This is a genomic window from Sphaerisporangium dianthi (assembly GCF_042654065.1).
Taxonomy (GTDB): domain Bacteria; phylum Actinomycetota; class Actinomycetes; order Streptosporangiales; family Streptosporangiaceae; genus Sphaerisporangium; species Sphaerisporangium dianthi.
In genome coordinates this window covers 56,452-76,510 of record NZ_JBHSFP010000040.1, presented here as the reverse complement: position 1 = coordinate 76,510, position 20,059 = coordinate 56,452, and the positions used below count along the sequence as shown (strand labels likewise).

The 20,059-nt window shown below is 70.3% G+C and carries 16 protein-coding genes and 4 tRNA genes; 8 read left to right on the top strand and 12 right to left on the bottom strand.

The genetic code is table 11. The annotated features are described in order from the left end of the window. Nucleotides 1-96: 96 nt before the first annotated feature. From ACFO60_RS35950 to ACFO60_RS35935, 4 genes are all read right to left on the bottom strand, one after another. Entirely contained in the window at nt 97-987 is an 891-nt protein-coding gene (locus ACFO60_RS35950) for a carbohydrate ABC transporter permease (protein ID WP_380850179.1), read from the bottom strand. A 1-nt stretch (nt 988) separates the two neighbouring features. After that, a complete protein-coding gene (locus ACFO60_RS35945) occupies nt 989-1,912 on the bottom strand; it encodes a carbohydrate ABC transporter permease (protein ID WP_380850176.1) in 924 nt (307 codons plus the stop codon). After that, on the bottom strand, nt 1,909-3,255 hold the full coding sequence (locus tag ACFO60_RS35940; RefSeq protein WP_380850173.1) for an extracellular solute-binding protein: 1,347 nt from the start codon (nt 3,253-3,255) through the stop codon (nt 1,909-1,911). The genes ACFO60_RS35945 and ACFO60_RS35940 overlap by 4 nt, the downstream gene beginning before the upstream one ends. Nucleotides 3,256-3,494: 239 nt before the next feature. Beyond that, complete coding sequence (locus ACFO60_RS35935; protein WP_380850170.1) at nt 3,495-4,667, bottom strand: PucR family transcriptional regulator; 1,173 nt, start codon at nt 4,665-4,667, stop codon at nt 3,495-3,497. 756 nt (nt 4,668-5,423) lie between these two features. Between ACFO60_RS35935 and ACFO60_RS35930 the strand changes: the two genes are divergently transcribed. From ACFO60_RS35930 to ACFO60_RS35910, 5 genes are all read left to right on the top strand, one after another. Further along, complete coding sequence (locus ACFO60_RS35930; protein WP_380850167.1) at nt 5,424-7,391, top strand: AfsR/SARP family transcriptional regulator; 1,968 nt, start codon at nt 5,424-5,426, stop codon at nt 7,389-7,391. A gap of 298 nt (nt 7,392-7,689) precedes the next feature. Then, nucleotides 7,690-9,024: an aspartate aminotransferase family protein gene (locus ACFO60_RS35925; protein WP_380850164.1), complete on the top strand. Its 1,335-nt coding sequence runs from the start codon at nt 7,690-7,692 to the stop codon at nt 9,022-9,024. Then, nucleotides 9,006-10,046 carry an NAD-dependent epimerase/dehydratase family protein gene (locus ACFO60_RS35920; RefSeq protein ID WP_380850161.1) on the top strand — a complete coding sequence of 347 codons (1,041 nt, stop codon included), beginning with the start codon at nt 9,006-9,008 and terminating at the stop codon, nt 10,044-10,046. The genes ACFO60_RS35925 and ACFO60_RS35920 overlap by 19 nt, the downstream gene beginning before the upstream one ends. 17 nt (nt 10,047-10,063) lie before the next feature. After that, nucleotides 10,064-11,047, top strand: coding sequence for a UbiA prenyltransferase family protein (locus tag ACFO60_RS35915; RefSeq protein ID WP_380850158.1), 984 nt, complete (start codon nt 10,064-10,066; stop codon nt 11,045-11,047). A gap of 21 nt (nt 11,048-11,068) precedes the next feature. After that, complete coding sequence (locus tag ACFO60_RS35910) at nt 11,069-11,860, top strand: AfsR/SARP family transcriptional regulator (RefSeq protein WP_380850155.1); 792 nt, start codon at nt 11,069-11,071, stop codon at nt 11,858-11,860. 63 nt (nt 11,861-11,923) lie between these two features. Here ACFO60_RS35910 and ACFO60_RS35905 read toward each other — a convergent pair whose 3' ends face one another. Genes ACFO60_RS35905 through ACFO60_RS35890 form a run of 4 tightly spaced genes read right to left on the bottom strand, consistent with a single transcriptional unit; the run spans nt 11,924 to nt 15,743 of the window. Then, nucleotides 11,924-12,967 carry a glycosyltransferase family 2 protein gene (locus tag ACFO60_RS35905; protein ID WP_380850152.1) on the bottom strand — a complete coding sequence of 348 codons (1,044 nt, stop codon included), beginning with the start codon at nt 12,965-12,967 and terminating at the stop codon, nt 11,924-11,926. 2 nt (nt 12,968-12,969) lie between these two features. Beyond that, nucleotides 12,970-14,001 (bottom strand): glycosyltransferase family 2 protein, encoded by a 1,032-nt coding sequence (locus tag ACFO60_RS35900; protein ID WP_380850149.1) that lies wholly within the window; start codon nt 13,999-14,001, stop codon nt 12,970-12,972. Nucleotides 14,002-14,042: 41 nt separating this feature from the next. Beyond that, the gene (locus ACFO60_RS35895) at nt 14,043-14,729 is read right to left on the bottom strand and encodes a sulfotransferase family protein (RefSeq protein WP_380850146.1); all 687 of its coding nucleotides are present in this window, start codon (nt 14,727-14,729) and stop codon (nt 14,043-14,045) included. A gap of 6 nt (nt 14,730-14,735) precedes the next feature. After that, a complete protein-coding gene (locus tag ACFO60_RS35890) occupies nt 14,736-15,743 on the bottom strand; it encodes a glycosyltransferase family 2 protein (protein WP_380850143.1) in 1,008 nt (335 codons plus the stop codon). A 206-nt stretch (nt 15,744-15,949) separates the two neighbouring features. On the opposite strand from ACFO60_RS35890, the gene ACFO60_RS35885 reads away from it, so the two are divergent. The 3 genes from ACFO60_RS35885 to ACFO60_RS35875 are packed head-to-tail and all read left to right on the top strand — an operon-like array spanning nt 15,950 to nt 19,305. Further along, nucleotides 15,950-17,176, top strand: coding sequence for an endonuclease/exonuclease/phosphatase family protein (locus ACFO60_RS35885; RefSeq protein WP_380850140.1), 1,227 nt, complete (start codon nt 15,950-15,952; stop codon nt 17,174-17,176). An 18-nt stretch (nt 17,177-17,194) separates the two neighbouring features. Further along, complete coding sequence (locus tag ACFO60_RS35880; protein ID WP_380850137.1) at nt 17,195-18,277, top strand: glycosyltransferase family 2 protein; 1,083 nt, start codon at nt 17,195-17,197, stop codon at nt 18,275-18,277. Beyond that, the gene (locus ACFO60_RS35875; protein WP_380850134.1) at nt 18,274-19,305 is read left to right on the top strand and encodes a lysylphosphatidylglycerol synthase domain-containing protein; all 1,032 of its coding nucleotides are present in this window, start codon (nt 18,274-18,276) and stop codon (nt 19,303-19,305) included. Before ACFO60_RS35880 ends, ACFO60_RS35875 begins: the two co-directional genes overlap by 4 nt. A gap of 258 nt (nt 19,306-19,563) precedes the next feature. Here the strand turns inward: ACFO60_RS35875 and ACFO60_RS35870 are convergent. From ACFO60_RS35870 to ACFO60_RS35855, 4 genes are all read right to left on the bottom strand, one after another. Next, nucleotides 19,564-19,638, bottom strand: a tRNA-Val gene (locus tag ACFO60_RS35870). Nucleotides 19,639-19,653: 15 nt separating this feature from the next. Further along, nucleotides 19,654-19,726 (bottom strand) — tRNA-Gly (locus ACFO60_RS35865). A 75-nt stretch (nt 19,727-19,801) separates the two neighbouring features. Continuing rightward, nucleotides 19,802-19,872 (bottom strand) — tRNA-Cys (locus ACFO60_RS35860). Nucleotides 19,873-19,884: 12 nt separating this feature from the next. Further along, nucleotides 19,885-19,957 (bottom strand) — tRNA-Gly (locus ACFO60_RS35855). Between the last annotated feature and the right edge of the window lie 102 nt (nt 19,958-20,059).

Below are 20,059 nucleotides of genomic sequence, written 5' to 3'. Positions count from 1 at the left end.
TGACCGGCGCGCCGCGCCGGGCGGCGTCCCGGCTCCGAGTGACGGGGACGCGGCAGGCCCGGCCCGGTGTGGCCGGGCCGGGCCTCCCCGCCGGGGTTACTTGCTGAAGCCGGCGGTGAGGCCGCTGAGAAGCTGGCGGCGGCCGACGACGTAGAGCACGAGGATGGGCAGGGTGGTCAGGACGACGGCGGCCAGGACCGCCGGGACGTTGACGCCGTGATCGCCCTGGAAGGACCACAGGGCCAGCGGCAGCGTCCGCTTGCTCGGGTCCTGGGTGAGGATGAGGGGGAGCAGGAAGTTGTTCCAGGTGTGCAGCCCGTTGTAGATGGTCACCGTCACCACCGCCGGGCGGGTGAGCGGGAAGGCCAGGCGCCAGAGGATCACCCAGGTGCTCGCGCCGTCCATCCGCATCGACTCGAACAGCTCTTTGGGCACGTCACGGATGAAGTTGGCCAGCACCAGCACCGACAGCGGGATGGCGAAGGCGATCGACGGCAGGATCATCGCCATCAGGGTGTCGTACATCTGGAGCCGGATGATGATCAGGTAGATCGGGATGATCACCGCCTGTAGCGGGATGGCCAGGCCCATCATGAACATCCATCTGACCCCGCTCAGGAAGCGGCCGCCGCCGCTGCGCACGATGGCGAAGGCGGCCATGAACGAGAAGACCACCGCGGGGACGATCGCGCCGACGGTGACGATGACGCTGTTGATGAAGTACTGCGCGAAGTCCGCCTCGATGACCGCCCGGTAGTTCTCCAGGGTCGGCTCGAGCGGGGGCGCGAGCGGGTTGGCCGCGTAGTAGCTCGACTGGGCCTTGAAGCTGGTGATGACGATCCAGTAGATCGGCACGATGACGATGGCCAGCCACAGCCACCCGGCCGCGCCGCCCAGCCAGTTGCGGTGGTGGGTCGGCTTGCCGGCGCGCCCTTGGGCGTGGCGCTCGGCCGTCCGGTCGGGGGCCTCGATGACGGTCGTTCCCATGTCAGGCTCCGTCCAGCTGGCTGGTGCTGTCGCTTCCCCCGCCGAGCCGGCGCAGCAGCAGCGCCAGGGCGAGGCCGACCAGGACGAGGATGACGGCGATCGCGCTGGCCGGGCCCATGAGGTTGGCCTGGAAGCCCCGCTTGTACATGTCCAGGGCGAGCACGCGGGTCGCGTCCCCCGGGCCGCCGGCGGTGAGCACGAAGATCAGGTCGAAGAAGGTCAGCGACCCCACCACCATGAGCGTCGAGGAGGTGATGATCGTGTACTTCAGCTGCGGCAGGGTGATGTTGAAGAACGTGCGGACGCGCCCGGCGCCGTCTATCTCGGCGGCCTCGTACAACGACTTCGGGATCTGGCGCACCCCGCCTTGGTAGATCAGCGAGTGGAACGGGATGTACTGCCACGACACCACGAAGATCACTACGGCGAAGGCGAGGTGGCCCTCTCCCAGCCAGTCCTGGCGGAGCAGATCGAGTCCGAGCCCGGCGCCGAGGCCGAAGTTCGGGTCGAGCAGCGCCTTGTAGGCGACGGCGATGGCCGCCGAGCTGAGCAGGAGCGGGATGAAGTAGAGCACCGCCAGTACGGCGCGGTAGCGCTGGGCGCCGGCCAGGAACACCCCGAGCAGCAGGCTCAGCGGCGTCTGGACGGCCCAGGAGACGGCCACCACCAGGAACGTCACCCACAGCGCGTGCGGGAGCCCGGGGTCGGACAGGACGGCGCGCCAGCTCGTGAGGCCGGACGGCTGGATGACGCCGACCTGGTCCCAGGTGGTGAAGCTGAGCAGCAGGACCCCGATCAGCGGGATCACGGCGAACGCGATGAAGACGATCAGTGCGGGAAGGGCCAGCCACGCGAGGGAGCGCTCCCCGCCGCGCGTGGCGGCGGGCGGAGTCCCTCGCGGGGCGGAGGCCGCGAGGGTGCTCACTTGCCGATGACCGCGTTCATGTTGGTCGCGAACTGCTGGGGGGAGATGGACAGCTGGAAGAGCTTGGAGATGTTGTCCAGCAGCACCTCGGCCGCCGTCGGGCTGAGCGCCTGGTCCCACGACTGGGCGAACACCTTGGCCTTGCTGGCGATGTCGTACTGGAACTTCAGCCACTCGGCGTCCTTGGAGGCGGCCAGCTGGCTGTCGGTGCCCTTGACGATCGGCACCGACCCTGCCTTCTCGATCCAGTCCTTGACCTCCTGGTCGGTGGACAGCCCGGTGGCGAGGAACTTCTTGGCGATCTCCTTCTCCTCCGGGGTGGCCTTGGAGGAGATGGACAGGTACTGGGCGGGGTTGCCGACGGTGTCGCTGATGTCCCCCTTGCCGCCGTCGATCGGCGGGAAGTTCATGTAGCCCAGGCCGCCGCTCGGCACGAAGTCACCGCCCTGGTCTTTCTGGACGCCGTAGGACCAGGTTCCGTGGAGCATCATCGCGGCCTTGCCGGTGTACAGCAGCGCCTGGTCGGCGTTGGAGTCGGCGGTGATGGAGGAGAAGCCCTTGATGAAGCCGCCGGCCTTGACCAGTTCCTGCACCTTGGCCAGAGCCTCCAGGGAGGCCGGGTTGTTCCAGGCGTCCTTCTCGCCGTCGAACACGGCCTGGAAGACCTCCGAACCGCCGATGCGGTCGTAGAGGAACTCCAGCCACATCATGTTGGTCCAGCGCGACTGCCCGGCCAGGGAGAACGGGGCGATGCCCTTGGCGGTGAACTTGGGCACCAGGTCCATGATGTCGCCCCAGGTCTCCGGGGGCTTGGCGCCGACCTGCTCGAACACCTTCTTGTTGTAGAACAGGACGATCGGCTGCACCCGCTCGATGGGGAGCGCGTAGATCTTGCCGTCGATCGTCGCGGCGGGGAAGGCGGAGTCGAACAGCCGGTCCTTGACGGCGGCGTTCTGCTGCAACCAGGGGGTCAGGTCATCGACCTGGCCGGCCTGCGCGTAGCTGCGCAGGGTGCCGCCGCCCCAGCCGAAGATGAGCGTGGGCGCCTGGCCGGCGCCGATCGCCGTCTTGACCTTGGTCTTGTAGGCGTCGTTCTGGAAGGGCGTGGCGGTGATCTGACCGTTGGGGTTGGCCTGGTTGAACCGGTCCACGGCCGCCTTGCGGATGCCCTCCGCGGGCTGCGTCGACAGGTACCAATAGGTGGCCTTGGCGCCGCCTCCACCTCCGCCGCCACCCGCGCTGGTGCCGGGTCCCGAACTGCCGCAAGCGGCGAGCGCGGCTCCGAGGGGCAGGCCCAGCGAAAGACTGAGGAAGGTGCGGCGGGACGTTGTCCTGGGCTCCACGCTGATCTCCGTACTCGAGCACCGCGGGCCGGCCGCGGCTCCATGGTCGTCGATGCGGTGACCGGCGGGCCGGGACCGGCATCGTCTGACGCCGGTCGTCCACTCTTTCGAGGCCCGCCGAAACTTTTCGATACGTATGCGACATTTACGGACGGCACGTCAATCTAGATTTGTGTAAGTCGGCCTGTCAAGACACGTTTCCGTCACGTCGAAACATTCGGAAAACCCCGTGACACGCGTCAGATCAGCGCGTCGTCCGGGTCCGGCCGGCCGCCGGCGAGGGCGCGGGCGACGGCGGTGTTCAGGACGCGCACACCGCGGGTGGAGCCGGGGTTCAGACCGGTCAGTTCGCGGACCCGCTGGAGGCGGTAGTCCAGCGTGCGGGGGTGGATGTGCAGGGAGGCGGCGGCGAGCAGCCGGTTCATGTCGCATCGATAGTAGACCTCCAAGGTCGTCAGCAGGTCGGGACCCGCGTCGAGCCGCCGGGCGACGCCGCGCAGCCACTCGTCGACCTGGGGAAGCTGGGCGGCGCCGAGTTCGACGAAGACGTCGGGCATGCCGTGGACGCGACGCGGGACGGTCTGGACGGGCGCCACCTGGCTGACCTGTCGGGCCATGGCGAGCGCTCCGGCCAGCGCGTTGACGCGGCCCAGGGCGGAGCCGGTCGAGCACGGCCGGCCGATCGCGGCCGAGAACTCGCGGACGAGGGCCAGCGCGCGCTCCACCGCCGTCGGCCCGCCGCCCTCCGGCACCAGTGCCACGAACTCCTCCCGGGAGGGCCAGGCCAGCGGGACCCGGTGGGCCTCGACCAGCGCCTCGATGATCTCGTCCCGCACCCGCTCCACCCAGCGGAACGGCCGGCCCGCGATGCGCACGACCGTCACGAGGTAGCGTTCGGGCACGGGCATGCAGAGATTGCCGGCCAGGTCGGGGGCGGCGGGGTCGTCGGCGAGCAGCATCTTGGCGAGAAGCTGGACGCGGGTGACCAGGGGCAGGTGGCGTTCCTGGCCCTCCATGTACCCGCGGGTGTAGGCGTTCTGGGCGATCACGCCTTGGGGCGCGAGCCAGCCGAGCGTCAGCATCAGGGCGTCGAGGTCGTTGGGGCCGGCCGCGTCCTTGATCTCGCTGAGCGTGAGGCTGGAGTGCAGGACGAGCACCCGCCGGTGGGAGGCCAGCGACACGCCCGTCTCGCCGCGCTCCTTGCCGACCGACGATATGTAGGCGAGGTCCTCGTCGTCGAAGGGCTGGTCGTCCTCGGCGAGGGTGATCATGCGCCGGCGCAGGATCACCGCGAAATCCATTAATGAGCTGCGCCCTCGCGAAGCCGTCGACATCATTCGGTATTCGGCCAGTTCCCGCGCGTAGACGTCCACGGCGCGGCGGGCGTTGGCGTCCAGCCTATTGTGAAGCACGCGGAATAAGTCTCCCATGCCGGACACTCCGTCGGTCAGGGACGTGGGTTGCAACGGATGCTACAGACCAAGTCTGGACATATGCCACCCTGACCGGAATGGGCCGAAATGTGGATTTATGGTGTCCGGTTGCGGGGGATCACGAAACGCCCGCACCACCGGCGACGGGAGTGGCCCGGCAATATCGAAGGCTTCGTGACGAATGATGAAAAATCTGGTCCGCGCTACGTGAATTCGGGCGGCCATACCTACTGTTGTGCTGCCGTCGCCGCTGTGCCAATGGCCGCCACTCCGCCGAGGGTTCACCGCCGCCGCCTGCGGGCTCGAGCCGCCCGTGCAATGGAAGGAAGGCATGCGTGCCCGATCTGATCGGCATAGAGGGCCGGACCGTCCGGCCGGCCGCGCGAAGGCCGCGCGGAATCCGGATTCACGCGAGCGGGCCGTAGGAGGGCGCCGGGCATACGTTTTCGCCGCCTGGTGAACGTTTCATCCGGCGGGCGGTCGCGCGCGATCCCGTCAACGCCTTCTCGGAGGCTTCCCTTCTTTCCGCGTGGCCGGAGACCGGATGTCCGACGTCGATGATCACCTCGCGGAGCGCCGGCGTGCCCGGGCATTCCGGCCGCGCGATCAATCTGCTCCCTGCCTCGAGGCCGCCGCTCGAAGGCCAGTCCCGTCGATCATGGTCGCAGCAAACCCGATGAATATGCATTTGTACGGTTCATGTTCGTGGTCACTGTGCGCTGCAAGGTGATGAGGATGGATTTCAAGATCCTCGGACCGATCGAGGTCCGGGCGCACCATGGGAAGCCGATCGCCCTCGGGCGGCGAAAACAGCGGCTGCTGCTCGCCGCCCTGCTGCTCAACGCGGGCAAGGCGATCCCGAGCCGGCGGATGCTCGACTGGCTGTGGGGCGAGCGGGCTCCCGCCAACGCCGAGTCGAACCTCTACACCTACATCTCCGCGCTGCGCAGGGTGCTCGGCTCTCCGTCCCGTATCGAGGCGGGCTCCAACGGGTACGTGCTCCGGGTCGCCGCCGGCGAGGTCGACGTGACCTTGTTCGAGGAACTCGCCGCGCAGGGACACCGGGCGCTGTCCGAAGGGCGCAACGATGTCGCGCTCGAACGGCTGACCCGCGCCCTCGGCCTGTGGCGCGCCGAGGCCGTCCTTGAGGGGCTGACCCTGCCCGCGCCGTTGCGCGGCGAGACGGCCCGGCTGGAACGGCTGAGGGCGACCGTCGTGGACGCCTCGCTGGAGGCCCGCCTCGCCCTCGGCCAGCATGGCGAGGTGCTCGCCGACCTGGAGGCGCTGACCCGCGGTGACCCGCTGAACGAACGGCGCATGGCCCAGCTCATGCTGGCCCTGTACCGCTCCGGCTGCCGGGCCGACGCGCTCGCGGTGTACCAGGCCGCGCGGGAGACGCTCGCGGCCGAACTGGGCATCGATCCCGGCCCGGACCTGGTCGTCATGCACCGGCGCATCCTGGCCGACGACCCCACCCTGGCCCCGCCCCGGGCGGTCCCCGCCCGCAGGGGCTTCGCCCCGGCCGAGCTGCCGCTCGACTCGGCCGCCTTCACCGGGCGGGTCTCCGAGGTCTCCCGCCTGGAGGCGGCGCTGACCTCCGGGGACTCCGGCGCGCTCGTCATATCCGCGATCACCGGGGCGGCCGGCATCGGCAAGTCCGCGCTCGCCGTGCACGTCGCCCGCCAGGTCGCGGACCGCTTTCCCGACGGCCGGCTGTACGTGAACCTGCACGGCTCGACCCCCGACGTCGCACCGCTGAATCCCGCCGACGTCCTCGCCCGCCTGTCGCGATCCCTCGGTGAGGAGTCCGCGCCGCCGGCCGACGTGGACGAGGCGGCGGCGCGGTTCCGTTCGCTGACCGACGGCAGGCGCCTGCTCCTGCTGCTCGACAACGCCTGTGACGCCGCGCAGGTGCGGCCGCTGTTGCCCGCGAGTCCCACCTGCCGGGTGCTGATCACCGCCCGCAGGATGCTCACCTCGCTGGACGCCGTCGCGCATCTCCGCCTCGGCGTCATGGCCGAGGACGAGACGTTCACCTTGCTGAGCCGCCTGATCGGCCAGGAGCGCGTCGCCGCGGACCAGCCGGCCGCCCACACGATCGCGCGGCTCTGCGGCGGCCTGCCCCTGGCGATCAGGATCGCCGCCGCCCGGCTCATCGCCCGGCCCGGCCTGTCGCTGCGCGCCTTCGCCGGCCGTCTTTCCGTCGAGGACCGCCGCCTGTCCGAGCTCCAGGCCGACGACCGGGCCGTCCGGGCGTGCTTCATGATGAGCTACCGGGGCCTGGACGCCGAGGAGGCCCGGATGTTCCGGCTGCTCAGCCTGCTCGGCGGGTCCGACATCAGCGTCACGGTCGCCGCCGCCCTGGCCGGCCGCTCCGAGGAACAGGCCGCCGACCTCCTGGACCGCCTCGCCGACGTCCAGCTCCTCGAAGCCCGCGAGCCGGGCCGATATCGCATGCACGACCTGCTCCGCCTGTTCGCCCGCGAACGGGGCAGGCACGAGGAGACCGAGGACGACCAGGCGCGGGCCGTGCGACGGGCGCTGCACAGCTATCTGGTCATCGCCCGCGCCGCCGGCGACCCGCCCGACCGGCGGACGGAGCGGAGCGCCGAGTTCGGCGTCCAGATCCTGCGGCGTCCGGAGATGTCGCCGGAGCTGTCACCGCCGGTTCCCCATGGCTCGACGACGAGGTGGCCGGCCTGATCCCGTCGCGTGACGGGCGCCCGGCGCGGCGGAGCCGCATGGTTCCTCGCCGCACGACGGCGTCGACCTATACATATTTGTATGGTGCCAGGTATAGCCATATTTACCACTATTGCTGACATGTCTTTCTTCTTCTCGTCGCGGAGAGGAAGGCCGGCACCTTGCGGAATTCGTGCGAACGCGTAAGGGAAGGGCAGACGTGTCTGAACTGATCGGCGTCGATGAGTGTGAGAATCTCAGCGTAAAACAGGTGCAAGACCTGTACAGAAGGTATGTCAGCCGCAGTCAGGTCAATCTCATGACCTCCTTCGGATTCGGCCGTGAACTCGTCGAACGCGCCGAGGGCGCCTGGATCTGGACACGCGACGGTCGCCGGATCCTCGACGTCACCGGAGGGGTCGGCGTCCTCAACCACGGCCACAACCACCCGAGGATCCTCGCGGCCCGCCGCCGCTACGCCGAGCTGCGGCGCATGGAGGTGCACAAGGCGTTCTTCTCCCCGTACGTGGCCGCGCTGAGCCACAACATCGCCGAGCTGCTGCCGGGCGACCTGAACATCTCCTACTTCCCGAACTCGGGCGCCGAGGCCAACGAGGGCGCCATCAAGATGGCGTACAAGTACCACGGCGGGCGGCGCAACACGATCCTGCGATCCGACATCAGCTTCCACGGCAAGACCCTCGGCGCGGGGAGCCTGACCGGATCGGCCGAGAACGCCTTCCGCTTCCCCGGGCTTCCGGGCATCGTCGTCTACCCCTACGGCGACGTCGCGGCCGTGCGGGAGGCGATCGAGGCGGCGCGCACCCCCGACGGGAAGTGCGACGTCTACGCGATCATGGCCGAGCCGTTCAGCGCCTCGAGCATGCGCTCGTGGTCGGAGACGGACCTGTACGAGCTGCGACGGCTCTGCGACGAGCACGACATCATGCTGATCTTCGACGAGGTGTACACGGGCTGGGGGAAGACGGGCAGCCTGTTCTATTTCATGCGCTACCCGGACCTGCTGCCCGACATCCTGGTGTACTCCAAGTCGCTGGGCGGCGGCAAGGCGTCGATCGCGGGGTACACCGCGCGCGAGCGCGTCTTCCGCAAGGCCTACGACCGGCTCTCCGACGTCATCCTGCACAGCACGACCTACTACGGTTTCGGCGAGGAGACCGTCACCGCCATCGAGGCGGTCAACGTGGTCGTCGAGGACGACTATCCCGCGCGAGCGCGCCAGATCGAGCGCATCCTGCGCCCCGGCCTGGAGAACATCCAGAAGCGCTACCCCGACGTGGTCGGCCGCGTGACCGGTACGGGAGCGCTGTGGGGGGTGTTCCTGATCGGTGGTCCGAAGGTGCTCGACCTGGCCGCCAAGCTGGCGCCGGGCTTCTCCGGAGACCCGCAGTTCCGCACCAAGCTGATCACCCTGTCGGTGATCGCCGACCTCTACCGCGAACACGGGATCGTCTCGTACTACAGCCCGAACGCCGACAACCCCCTCGTCGTCGCGCCCACCCTCGCCATCGAGCCCGCCGACGTCGAGTACTTCCTGGACTGCCTCGACAAGACACTGGCCAAGGGCCTGCCGCGGCTGCTCGGCCGATTCGTGCGGGAGAAGGTGGGGTCGCGATGGTCTACCGGGTCGTAGTGACCGGCAGCGCCGGAATGCTCGGCGGCAACCTGGCCCGCCGGCTCGTCCTCGAGGGCCACGACGTGCTCGGCGTGGACGTGCGGCCGCTGCCCGAGCCGCTTCCGGGAGCGCGGCACCGGCTCGGCGACATCCGCGACCTGTCGCTGATGACCGAGATGATGACCGGGGCCGACGCGGTCGTGCACTGCGCCGGCGCGCTGCCGAGCTACCCCGCCGAACAGATCCACGACCTGATCGTCAACGGCACCCACACCGTCCTCGAGGCCGGGCGCCGGGCCGGCGTGGAACGGCTGGTCCACATCTCCTCCACCGCCGTGTACGGGCTGCCGAAGCTGGTGCCCACGCCGGAGGAACATCCGCGCGAGCCGGTCGACCCCTACACCAGGGCCAAGGCCGAGGCGGAGGAACTGGCCGAGAAGTACCGTTCCGGTGGGATGTGCGTCCCGATACTGCGCCCCAAGACCTTCCTCGGTCCCGGCCGCATGGGCCTGTTCGCGATGCTCTTCGAGTGGGCCGAGGAGGGCCGCAACTTCCCGATCCTCGGCCGCGGCGACGGGCGCATCCAGATGTTCGCCATAGAGGACCTGGTGGACGCCGTGACCGGCGTCCTCAAGGCCCCGCCCGCCGTCGCGAACGACACCTACAACCTGGCGGCCGCCGAGTTCGGCACGCTGCGGGAGGACTTCCAGGCGGTGCTCGACGCGGCCGGCCACGGCAGGCGCGTCGTCTCGCTGCCCGCCCGCCCGGCCCTCGCCGGGCTGCGGCTGCTGGAGCGGAGCAGGCTGTCCCCGGTGTACGGGCGGCTGGTGCTCAAACTGCTGGCCGACTCCTACGTGAGCATCGACAAGGCCCGTGAACGGCTCGGCTTCCGGCCACGGCTGTCCAACCAGGACGCGATCCTGCGCACCTACGAATGGTGGCGGGCACACCGCGCGGCCGGCTCGCCGGGCGGCGCGGGCCAGACGAGCCGCGACGCGTGGCGCCAGGGCGCGCTGTCGCTGGCGAAAGTCTTCTTCTGAGCTGACCGGGGTAAATCATGCACGTCGTCGAATCGGCAGACGTTCCAGAAAGCCCGCAGCGTTCCGAACCCGTACCGGACCTGGTGGTGGAGGCCAGGCCGCGCCGCACGGCGGATCTCGCCGGTCTCATCCGCCCCTCGCACGCGGCCAAGGCGATCCTGCTGGTGCCGCTGGCGCTCATCGGCGCCTCTCCGTGGACTCTCGCCGAAGCGGGCGGGATCGTCATGGCCACGATCGCCTTCATCCTGGCGTCCGCCGCCGTCTACATCGGCAACGACATCGCCGACCGGCACCGCGATCGCCACCATCCCGTCAAGCGCCATCGCCCGATCGCCTCCGGCCGCGTGGGGGTCCTGACCGCCTGCCTGTGCTGCGCCGTCCTGCTGGCGCTGCTCGGCGCCGTGATCGCCCAGGCGCCGGGGACGTACTGGCCGGTGCTGGTGTACCTCCCGCTCAACGTGGCCTACAGCCGCTTCCTCAAGCACGTCCCGCTGGTCGACGTCGGCACCGTGGCGGTCGGCTTCGTCCTGCGCGTCCTTCAGGGATACGAGGTGACCGGAGGGCCGGTGCCCGCCTGGCTGCTCGTCACGGTGTTCTCGATGTCCCTGCTGCTGCTCATCGGCAAGCGGCGCCAGGAACTGCTGGAGACCGGGGCCGTGCACCGGCCGGCGCTGCGGGGCTACTCGATGGAGCTGACCAACTGGCTGCTCCAGATCGCCTCCGTGCTCGCCCTGGTCTCGGGCCTGACCTACCTGCGCGACGAAGGCCCTTTCGGCCCTGAGCACGGCCAGACGGCGATGCTGTTGTCCACCCCCTTCGCGCTGTTCGCCCTCTTCCGTTACCTGCAGATCCAGCTGATCGACGGAGACGGCGGTGACCCGGTCCGCGTCCTGCTGCGCGACCGCGTCCTGGTCGCGAACTCGATGTTGTGGGCCGCCACCCTGGGTGTGACGCTCCTGTTCGTCCACAACCCGTCCCTGGCGGCTGCCGTCCCGTTCTGAGAGCGACACGGAAGGAAGGCAATGGAGGTCCGCTTATTGGGACCGGTCGAGGTGACCGTCGATGACCGCCGCGTCCCCCTGGGGCCGCCCCAGCGACGCGCGGTGCTGGCCGCACTGGCGGTCGACGCCGATCGCCCCGTACCCCTCGGGACGCTGATCGAGCGCGTCTGGGATCTTCCGCCGGATCGGGCGGCGGACTCGCTGTACGCCCACATCGCACGCCTGCGGCAGGCGCTGGCGGGGACCGCGGTCTCCATCGAGCGCCACTGCGGCGGCTATGTGCTGGAGGTCGACCCCGAACGGGTGGACGCCCACCGGTTCCGCCGGCTGGCCAAGCAGGCGCAGGCCCGGGCCGGCGACGACCTCGCCCAGGCCGCGCTGCTGGCCGAGGCGATGGAACTGTGGCGCGGCTCGCCGCTGACCGGCATCCCCGGAGACTGGGCCGCCCGGATGCGGTACAGCATGGAGCAGCAGTTCGTCGGCGCCCTCGCCACCTGGGCGCAGGCGCACCTGCGGATGGGGCGTCCCGACATGGTGGTCGGCGAGCTCACGCCGCTGGTTCCCCGCCATCCGCTCGCCGAGCCGCTCGCCAGCATGCTGATGCGCGGTCTTTGCGCCCTGGGACGCACCGCGGAGGCGGTGGCCCTGTACGCCCGCCTGCGCGGGTACCTCGCCGACCACCTCGGCATCGAGCCCGGACCTGAGCTGCGCGCGCTGCACCAGAGCATTCTGTGCGGCGAGCATGACCCGCTGACGCGGGCGGCCCGGCGGGCCGGAACCCGCGAACTCCTGTTCGCCCAGGTCACCGGCTGATCGACGACCAACGCGCCCGCCCCGGCCGGAATGATCCGGCCGGGGCGGGCGCGTGCGGGACCGTCAGCTCACCGCCTCCCCGGCGGCCGAGGGCAGCACGCGCAGGTCCGGCTCGTAGAGCCGGCGGAACCTCGCCGAGCACAGCCACCGGGCCACCCCGGCGGCCACCCCGCCCGCGATGGCCAGGTTCACCAGGAAGTGCACGGCGCCGTAGTACAGCAGGAACAGCGGGCCGCGCCTGCGCAGCACGAACCGGTACATGCCGAGGTCGGCGACGATCGACACGGCGAGGGCCAAGACCGGCAGCGCGGCGCCGGCCGGGCCGAGCAGCGCCGCCACCGGCACCGCCGCCACCGCCGCCAGCGCGGCGAGGCTGCCGCCCGCCCGGTTGGAGGTCTCGAACCCGCGGGCGAAGCGCCGCCGCTGGGCGTACAGCGGCACCCGGGCGCGCCCGCGCCGGTACAGCTTGCGCAGCAGCTTGAACAGCTTGTCGTCATGGTCGTGCCGGGAGCGCACCGCGCTGGTCAGCACCATGTCGTACCGCTGGGTGAGACGGTGGCCGTAGTCGACCTCCTCGGTCTCGCGCAGCTGCGTGTTGAACGGGCCGATCTCGTCGTACACCCTGCGGGGCATCGCGACCAGCGCCGGGAACAGGAACGAGATCGGCCCCTCCGAGCTGGCCGTCCAGTAGTAGTACTGCAGCGCGCGGTACTCCTCGACGAGGCTGTCGCGGATCAGCGGCTCGGGGTCGTGGATGCTGCACACCGCGCCGAGCCGCGGATCGGCCGCCAGCATGCCCACCGCCACCTCGACGGACTCGGGGTAGGCGGCCACGTCGGAGTCGACGAACACCAGGATCTCGCCACGGGCGTGGGCGACGCCGAGGTTGCGCGCGCCGGCCACCCCCATGTTGCGCTCGGTGCTCACGACCCGCACGCCGAGCCGCCGCGCGACGGCGACCGAGTCGTCGGTGCTGCCGTCGTCCACCACCAGCAGCTCGATCGGCCGGTAGGTCTGGGCCTGCATGGCGCGCAGGCAGAGCTCCAGCGAGGTGGCGTAGTTGTAGTTCGGCACGATCACCGAGACCAGGGGGGAGTGGCCGGTCATGCTCACACCCCCACCGGCGCGGAGGGGGGCGTCACGTCGTAGGTGCGCCGGAACCGGCTGGACAGCAGGCACTGGGCCGCGCCGGCGAACACCGCCACCCCGACGGTGACGTTCACCAGGAAGTGGACCGCGGCGAAGTAGACGGTGAACGGCGTGCCGGCATAGCGCCGGACGAAGCGGTACATGCCGAGGTCGGCCGCGATCGAGCCGAGCAGCAGCCCGATCGGCGCGAGCAGCCAGAGGGGACCGAGCAGCGCCGGCAACGGCGCCGCGAGCACGGCGAACAGGGCGGCGAGCGCCCCCCAGCCGCGGCTGCTGTTGGCCGGGCCGCCGTTGAAGTCCGGGCGGCGAAGGTACAGCGGGATGTGCAGGCGCGCGCGGTGGAAGAACTTCGACAGCACCACGCGCAGCCGGTCGTCATGGTCGTGCCTGCCGCGGATCCTGTTGTCCAGGACGATCCGGTACCCCCGCCCTGTGACGCGGTGGCCGTACTCGGCGTTCTCGCTGTGCCGCAGCGCCGGGTTGAGCGGCCCCACCTCGTGGAAGACCTCCGCCCGCATGGCGAACAGCGCGGAGTAGATCGTGGTGATGTCGCCCTCGTCGCCGGAGATCCAGTAGTGCAGCTGGAGGCTGCGGTACCGCTCCACCATGCTGTCGGGGATCAGCGGCTCGGGGTCGTAGGTGCCGCACACCACCCCCAGCGTGGGATCGGCGGTGAGCAGGTCCACCGCGCGCTCGACCACGTCCTCGGCCAGCGCCAGGTCGGAGTCGAGGAAGAACAGGATCTCCCCGTGCGCGTACCCCACGCCGAGGTTGCGCGCCGCCGGCGCGCCGATGTTGGTGTCGGTGACCACGACCCGCACCCCGTGCCGGTGGGCGATCTCCACCGAGTCGTCGGTGCTGCGGTCGTCGACGACGATCACCTCGATGCGGGGGTGGCTCTGCCGCTCCAGCGCGCTCAGGCACAGGTCGAGCGTGCGGGCGTAGTTGTAGTTCGGCACGATGACCGAGACGAGCGGCCGTCGTTCCTCCATGTTCGCTGCCCCTTTCGGCTCCGCGGACGGCATGCGGCCGCTCACCTGGTCCGGCGCAGGAGCATGGGCGCGGCCCTGCCCCTGCCGCTCTGGGTGAAGTCGGAGGTGTTGTTCACCCGGGGGAACGGCGCGGCCGGCACCGGGACGCCGAGGAACTCGCAGAGCGGCGTCCAGCCGTCGGCGACGTCGAAGACGAGCAGCCGCTCGGGCGGGATAGCCGCGACGACCTTCTCGGTGTGCGCCTTGAACAGCTCGATGGCACGCCCGGGCTCGCGGTCGGCCCGCGTTCTGAAGGTCTGGGCGTCGAGGGTCGTGTCGACCATCCTGACGAACTCGGCGAGATCGGTGCCGAGCAGCCTCGACAGCAGGACGGCGGCTCTGCCCGCGGGCGAGTTCATCCGCCGCCGCTGCATGAACAGGGTCCTGTTCATGCTGGCCACCCAGCGCTCCGGGTCGCGCACGGTCAAGATGATCTTGGCCTTCGGATAGTGCTCGGCGAGCTCGCGCCAGTGGACGGAGGTCGGCCCGTCCACGCACGACTCGTAGCCGACGAGCAGGTCGTCCCAGTTCGCCGGGCGCCCGCCGGTGGCCTCGCGCCAGGACCGGATCTGCTCGGGATGCTGGAACACCTCCACCATGTGATGGCACGGCCCGAAGCCGAGCCACTCCAGCGCGGTCTTGAGAGAGAGCGTTCCTGTCCGGCCGAAACCTGCGCCTATGACGTGCATGGTCACCTAATCCTGCGTGGCGAGCAGCTGGGCGGGCTTCTCCAGGCGCGAGAGCGCGAGGCGCTGCACGACGCCCAGTGCTCCACCGAGGGCGCCGGTGAAGGTGACGGCGAGGTGCACGCCGGAGAAGTACAGGCCGAACGGGATGCCCCGCTGGGCGAAGGCGAAGCGGTGGGTGCCGCCGTCCAGGGCGATGGCGGCGGCGACGAGCGCGGGCGGCACGACCGCGCCGGCGCGGCCCACCGCCATGGGCAGGGCCAGGGCCGGGACGGCGGCGAGCAGCAGGACGCCGCCGATGGCGCGCGGCTTGGAGTCGCCGGGGGTCTCGCCCTTGCGCCAGTCCATCGCGCTGATGCGGGCGCGGCGGAACACCTTGCCCAGGATCGTCCGCACGGTGGCGTCGTGGTCCTTGCGGCCCCGGACGGCGTCGGTGAGCTTCACGTCATAGGACCGCTTCACGCGGACGCGGTAGTCGGAGGAGACGGTCTCGCGCAGCAGCGGGTCGAACGGGCCGACCTCGGCGAACACCTTGGCCGGCACCGCGAGCACCGACGCGTGCAACTCCAGGGTCGGCCGGTGGGCCGGCATCCACCAGCGGTACATCTGCAGCGCGCGATATTGCGAGGCGAGGCTCTGGGACACCAGCGACTCGGGCAGCAGGATGCCGCCCAGGGCGCCGATCGACGGCTCGGAGGCGAGTATCGTCACCGCGTTCGCGACGGCGTCCGGGTCGAGGGCGATGTCGGCGTCGAGGAAGAGCAGGACTTCGCCGGTGGCGTGCTCGGCGCCGAGGTTGCGCGCGGGGGTGGGGCCGCCGTTGACCTCGGTGCGCAGCACCTTGGCTCCCATCGACGCGGCCACCTCGGCCGCGTCCTCGGTGCCGCAGTCGTCCACCACGATGACCTCGATATGCGGATAAGTCTGGTTTTTCACCGCACTTAGGCAGAGGCGTAATACGTCGGACCGGTTGTAGCTGGGAATGATGACCGAGACTAGCGGGCGCTCCCGACTCATGATGTGCTCCAGGGGCTAGAGGCCGTTGTTCCGGACGGATGTGCGTCAGACCTCGCGTCCGATTCACGCTAGCCAGGCGGGCTTGTCCCATTCTTGTCGCGCTTTTCGCGCCGGCCGGGCGCCTTTTCCCGTGGCGGCCCTTGACAAGAAAGCGACAAGAAAAGCTCAGTACGTTCAACGCTGGCCTACTCACCGAGGCGGTGCCGATGAGCGACCGGGACGTCGCGATCGAGGAGCAGATCACCAGCGCGCCGGCTCAGCCCGGTCAGGGCTGGACGACGCGCGTTGGGCGTTTCGTCCGCCCGCGGCGCCGCTGGTGCCTGGGCACCAAGCTGGTCGTGACCGCCTCGGTGGCCTGGCTGCTGTTCGTGGCGGCCCATCTGCTGGCGAGCGGGCGCACGTCGCTGTGGGCGCCGATCGAGCTGATCCCGCCGCTGCTGTTCCTGGTGGTCCCGGCGCTGCTGATGATCGTGGCGCCGATGGCCCGTCCGGTCCGGTGGCGGATCATGTCGCTGCTCGTCGTCACCGGCGTGCTCGGCGCCGGGCAGAGCGGGATCAACTACGCGACCCTCTGGTACACGCCGCCGCCCGCGCCGCCGGGAGCCATCACCGTGGCCGCCTGGAACACCGAGTTCTGGGACCAGGATTGGCGCACCGCGGCCGGTGAACGGTACTCACCCGGGTTCTACGACTACCTGCGCGGGCTGAACGCCGACGTCTACCTGCTGAGCGAGTACCTGTACATCGACATCAAGGCCGGGGACCTGATGGCGCAAGGCTGGGGGGAGGCCGACCTGGCGCTGCGGATCGACAAGCTGCCCGAGCTGCGCCGCGCGTTCCCCGGCTACCAGGTCGCGGTGGCGGGTCACCAGATCACGCTCTCGCGGTTCCCGATCGTCGGGCGGCGCGCCCTGGACATGCGGCGGTGGCTGCCGGCCGACCAGAAGGTGATCCCGGAGAAGGTGCGGGACTGGCCCGAGAGCTACGCGGTCGAGACGCTGCGCACCGACATCGACGTGAACGGCAAGATCGTGTCCTTCTACGACTGGCACGCCGGCCAGCCCCCGCTCGACTGGCGGCTGTACGACGCCCAGGCCCGCGAGGACAACCTCAGCAGGAAGCTCCGGCGCGAGGCGAGCTATCGGGCGGTCGGCACCGACATCGCGGCCAACCGTAACACCGTGGTGCTCGCCGGCGACCTGAACACCTCCCCGGCGATGGGAATCCGCCGCCTGCTCCCGGAGAGGCTGGTCGACCAGACGCGGGCGCTCTCGTCGCTCTATCCGACGACATTCCGTGCCGGGAGCGACGACTGGTGGCGGATCGACTGGATGTACACCACCCCGGACGTGACCGTGCACGACTATGAGCTGCCCGGCTCCGAAGGGCTGTCCGACCATCGGGCCCAGCGCGTGGTCATGTCGGTGAGTTGACCGATGAAGGGAACGGATATGACTGACGTGACGGCCTTGCACCCGGATGTCGCGGTCATCGTGCCGAACTACAACAAGAGGAAGACCCTCAGGGCCTGCCTGGAATCGGTGTACGCGCAGACGTACGCTCCGGCCGAGGTGATCGTCGTCGACGACGTCAGCACCGACGGCTCGCTCGAGATAGCGCGGGAGTTCCCCTGCGCGATCGTCGAGCCGCCGCGCAACCAGGGGCCGGCCGGAGCCCGCAACCTCGGGGTGGCGAGCAGCTCCGCGCCGTTGCTGTTCTTCGTGGACTCCGACACGGCGCTGGCGCCCGACGCGATCCACAACGCGGTCGCGTTGTACCTGCGGACGCCGGACTGTGGGATGGTCCAGGGCATCTACGACGCCGAGCCGCTGTACGACGACGGGCCGGTGGAGCGCTACCGGGTCCTGTGCGAGCACTACGAGCGCAGGAAGACCACGGCGACGTTCCTGTCGTGCACGCTGATCCCGCGGCACGTCTTCGAGGAGGCGGGCCGGCTGGACGAGCGGCTGCGCGACGGCGAGGACTTCGAGTTCGGCACGCGGGTCCCGTCCCGCTACCGGCTGGTGGTGACCGATTCGGTGGTCACCAAGGCCGACGACGAGGACCGTTTCTGGGGGTGCCTGGCGGAGCGGTTCGTCCGGTCCACCACCCTTCCGGTGATCATGGTCAGGGCGCGGCGGCTGCGCGCCGAGGGCAGGGTCGGCTTCCAGCTCAACATGATCGGGACGGGCCAGCACAAGCGCCGCAAACCGCCCGCGGTCTCCTCGTCCTCGGCGACGGCCACCTTCCTCACCCTGCCGCTGGTGTTCCTCAGCCCTTGGCTGCTGGCCGTACCGGCGTTGACGTTCGGGATGTTCCTGAGCGGCAACCGCCCGTTCATCACCTTCGCCCGCCGGCATCGGGGCGCCGGGTTCGCGCTGTGGGTGACCTGGATGCAGCTGTGCTTCCACACGGCGTTCTTCCTCGGCGCCTGCGTCGGGCTGCTGCGCGTCGCCTACGAGCTGAGCCGCAGGAGAGGAGAGCCGATCAGGACCGGCCTGTCCCCGGTGCCGTCGGCCGGTGCCCGCGAGTGAGGGCGATCAGGCTGCCCCGGCCGCCGCGGCTGCCGCGTCCGCTGATACGGGCGTTGATCGCCGCCTTCGCGCTGGTCGCCGCGGGCGCGATCGTGCTGACGCTGTCCCGGCTGGACTGGAGCGTGGTCTCCGTCCTGTTCGCCCAGCGCGACACCGGGCAGATCGGCCTCCTGCTGGCCGGCGCGCTGCTGGCCAGCACGCTGGGGCTGTCGTTCGGGTTCCTGGCCTGGCGCGTCGTGCTGCTGGAGATCGGCCCGCCGGTCAGCGAGCCGCGCGTGGTCCGGATCTTCTTCGTGGGCTTCCTGTCGAAGTACGTGCCGGGGAGGGTGCCCGGCCTGATCGCCATGACGAAGGTCGCCACGGCCAACGGCGTCACCTTCGGGCGGCTGATGAGCGCGTCGGCGGTGGTCATGAGCCTGGTGCTGCTCAGCGGGTTCACCGTCGGGCTGCTCGCGGGCGTGCAGATGCTGGGCGCGCGGGCGGCGTGGCTCGCGGGCGCCGCCGTGCTGATCGTGGTCGTCCTGGTGCGGCCGCAACTGATCAACCAGGGCTCGGCGCTGCTGCTGCGACTGCTGCGCAGGCCCGCGGCGGCCACGTCCGTCTCGGTGCGCGGGGTACGGCTGGCGGTCGCCTGGCAGAGCCTGTCGTGGGTGGTCACCGGGCTGCACCTGTGGCCGCTGGCCATCGCGATGGGCGCCCCGCCGGGACGTTCTCTGGCGTTGTGCGTCGGCGCGTTCACCCTCGCCACGTCGGCCGGCATCGCGGCGGTCTTCATCCCCGACGGCATCGGCGTCCGCGAGGCGGTGCTGACGGCCGCGCTGACCCTGGTGCTCCCCGCTCCGGCGGCCGCGGTGGTGGCGCTGGCCAGCCGCCTGGTCTCCACGGTGAGCGAAGTGCTGCTCGGCGCCACCGCGCTGGCCGTCGCCGAGTACGTGATCCGCCGCGGACCGGACGGCCGGAGGCGCGAGGTCCGGCCCATCGCCCCACCACCCGCCGGCCTCGGCCAGCGGCCGGCCGACGTCCCATAGGTCCTCTCGGGTCCCGGGCGGCGGCTTCACCCTCACGAGCGGCGACGCCGCTCGCCGTCGCCGGCCCGCCGCGGCGCATGCGCGTCGTCAGACGACCGCCGCCTGGTTCCGCGGCGCCAGGGTGCGCACGACGCAGAACTGGCTGGAACGCCACAAGCCGCCTTCCGGATGGAAGACGGCTTGTACGAGAATGCGACCTCGGCCGACCTGCGGAACCGGGCGCGGCCGGCCACTCGTTCCGGTAAGGCGGCCATGTCATGGTGGGCGATACTGGGATTGAACCAGTGGCCTCTACCGTGTCAAGGTAGCGCTCTCCCACTGAGCTAATCGCCCTCGATGAGGAATCAGAGCGGACGACGGGATTCGAACCCGCGACCCTCACCTTGGCAAGGTGATGCTCTACCAGCTGAGCCACGTCCGCATGGTCACTCGGGCGGTGACGCCCGCGTGGTGCATGTACAACTTTACCGGATCCCGGCGGTGCGAGACCCCGTCGAGGTGGAGACGGGATTTGAACCCGTGTACGCGGCTTTGCAGGCCGCTGCCTCGCCTCTCGGCCACTCCACCAGGATCTTTCCGAGCGGACGACGGGATTCGAACCCGCGACCCTCACCTTGGCAAGGTGATGCTCTACCAGCTGAGCCACGTCCGCGTGACCGCGGAGGGCAACCGCTCTCCGGGTACGGAGATGACTCTAGCGCGTCCCCGGGGCCCCGTGCACGGCCCACGCGCAACAGCGGTGGGTGCGTGAGGG

Excerpts from the sequence above, each read along its gene's own strand:
- ACFO60_RS35890 (WP_380850143.1), bottom strand. The coding sequence starts at position 15,743 with ATGAGTCGGGAGCGCCCGCTAGTCTCGGTCATCATTCCCAGCTACAAC.
- ACFO60_RS35910 (WP_380850155.1), top strand. The coding sequence starts at position 11,069 with ATGGAGGTCCGCTTATTGGGACCGGTCGAGGTGACCGTCGATGACCGC.
- ACFO60_RS35950 (WP_380850179.1), bottom strand. The coding sequence starts at position 987 with ATGGGAACGACCGTCATCGAGGCCCCCGACCGGACGGCCGAGCGCCAC.
- ACFO60_RS35930 (WP_380850167.1), top strand. The coding sequence starts at position 5,424 with ATGGATTTCAAGATCCTCGGACCGATCGAGGTCCGGGCGCACCATGGG.
- ACFO60_RS35915 (WP_380850158.1), top strand. The coding sequence starts at position 10,064 with ATGCACGTCGTCGAATCGGCAGACGTTCCAGAAAGCCCGCAGCGTTCC.
- ACFO60_RS35885 (WP_380850140.1), top strand. The coding sequence starts at position 15,950 with ATGAGCGACCGGGACGTCGCGATCGAGGAGCAGATCACCAGCGCGCCG.
- ACFO60_RS35905 (WP_380850152.1), bottom strand. The coding sequence starts at position 12,967 with ATGACCGGCCACTCCCCCCTGGTCTCGGTGATCGTGCCGAACTACAAC.
- ACFO60_RS35880 (WP_380850137.1), top strand. The coding sequence starts at position 17,195 with ATGACTGACGTGACGGCCTTGCACCCGGATGTCGCGGTCATCGTGCCG.
- ACFO60_RS35925 (WP_380850164.1), top strand. The coding sequence starts at position 7,690 with ATGACCTCCTTCGGATTCGGCCGTGAACTCGTCGAACGCGCCGAGGGC.
- ACFO60_RS35920 (WP_380850161.1), top strand. The coding sequence starts at position 9,006 with ATGGTCTACCGGGTCGTAGTGACCGGCAGCGCCGGAATGCTCGGCGGC.
- ACFO60_RS35900 (WP_380850149.1), bottom strand. The coding sequence starts at position 14,001 with ATGGAGGAACGACGGCCGCTCGTCTCGGTCATCGTGCCGAACTACAAC.
- ACFO60_RS35895 (WP_380850146.1), bottom strand. The coding sequence starts at position 14,729 with ATGCACGTCATAGGCGCAGGTTTCGGCCGGACAGGAACGCTCTCTCTC.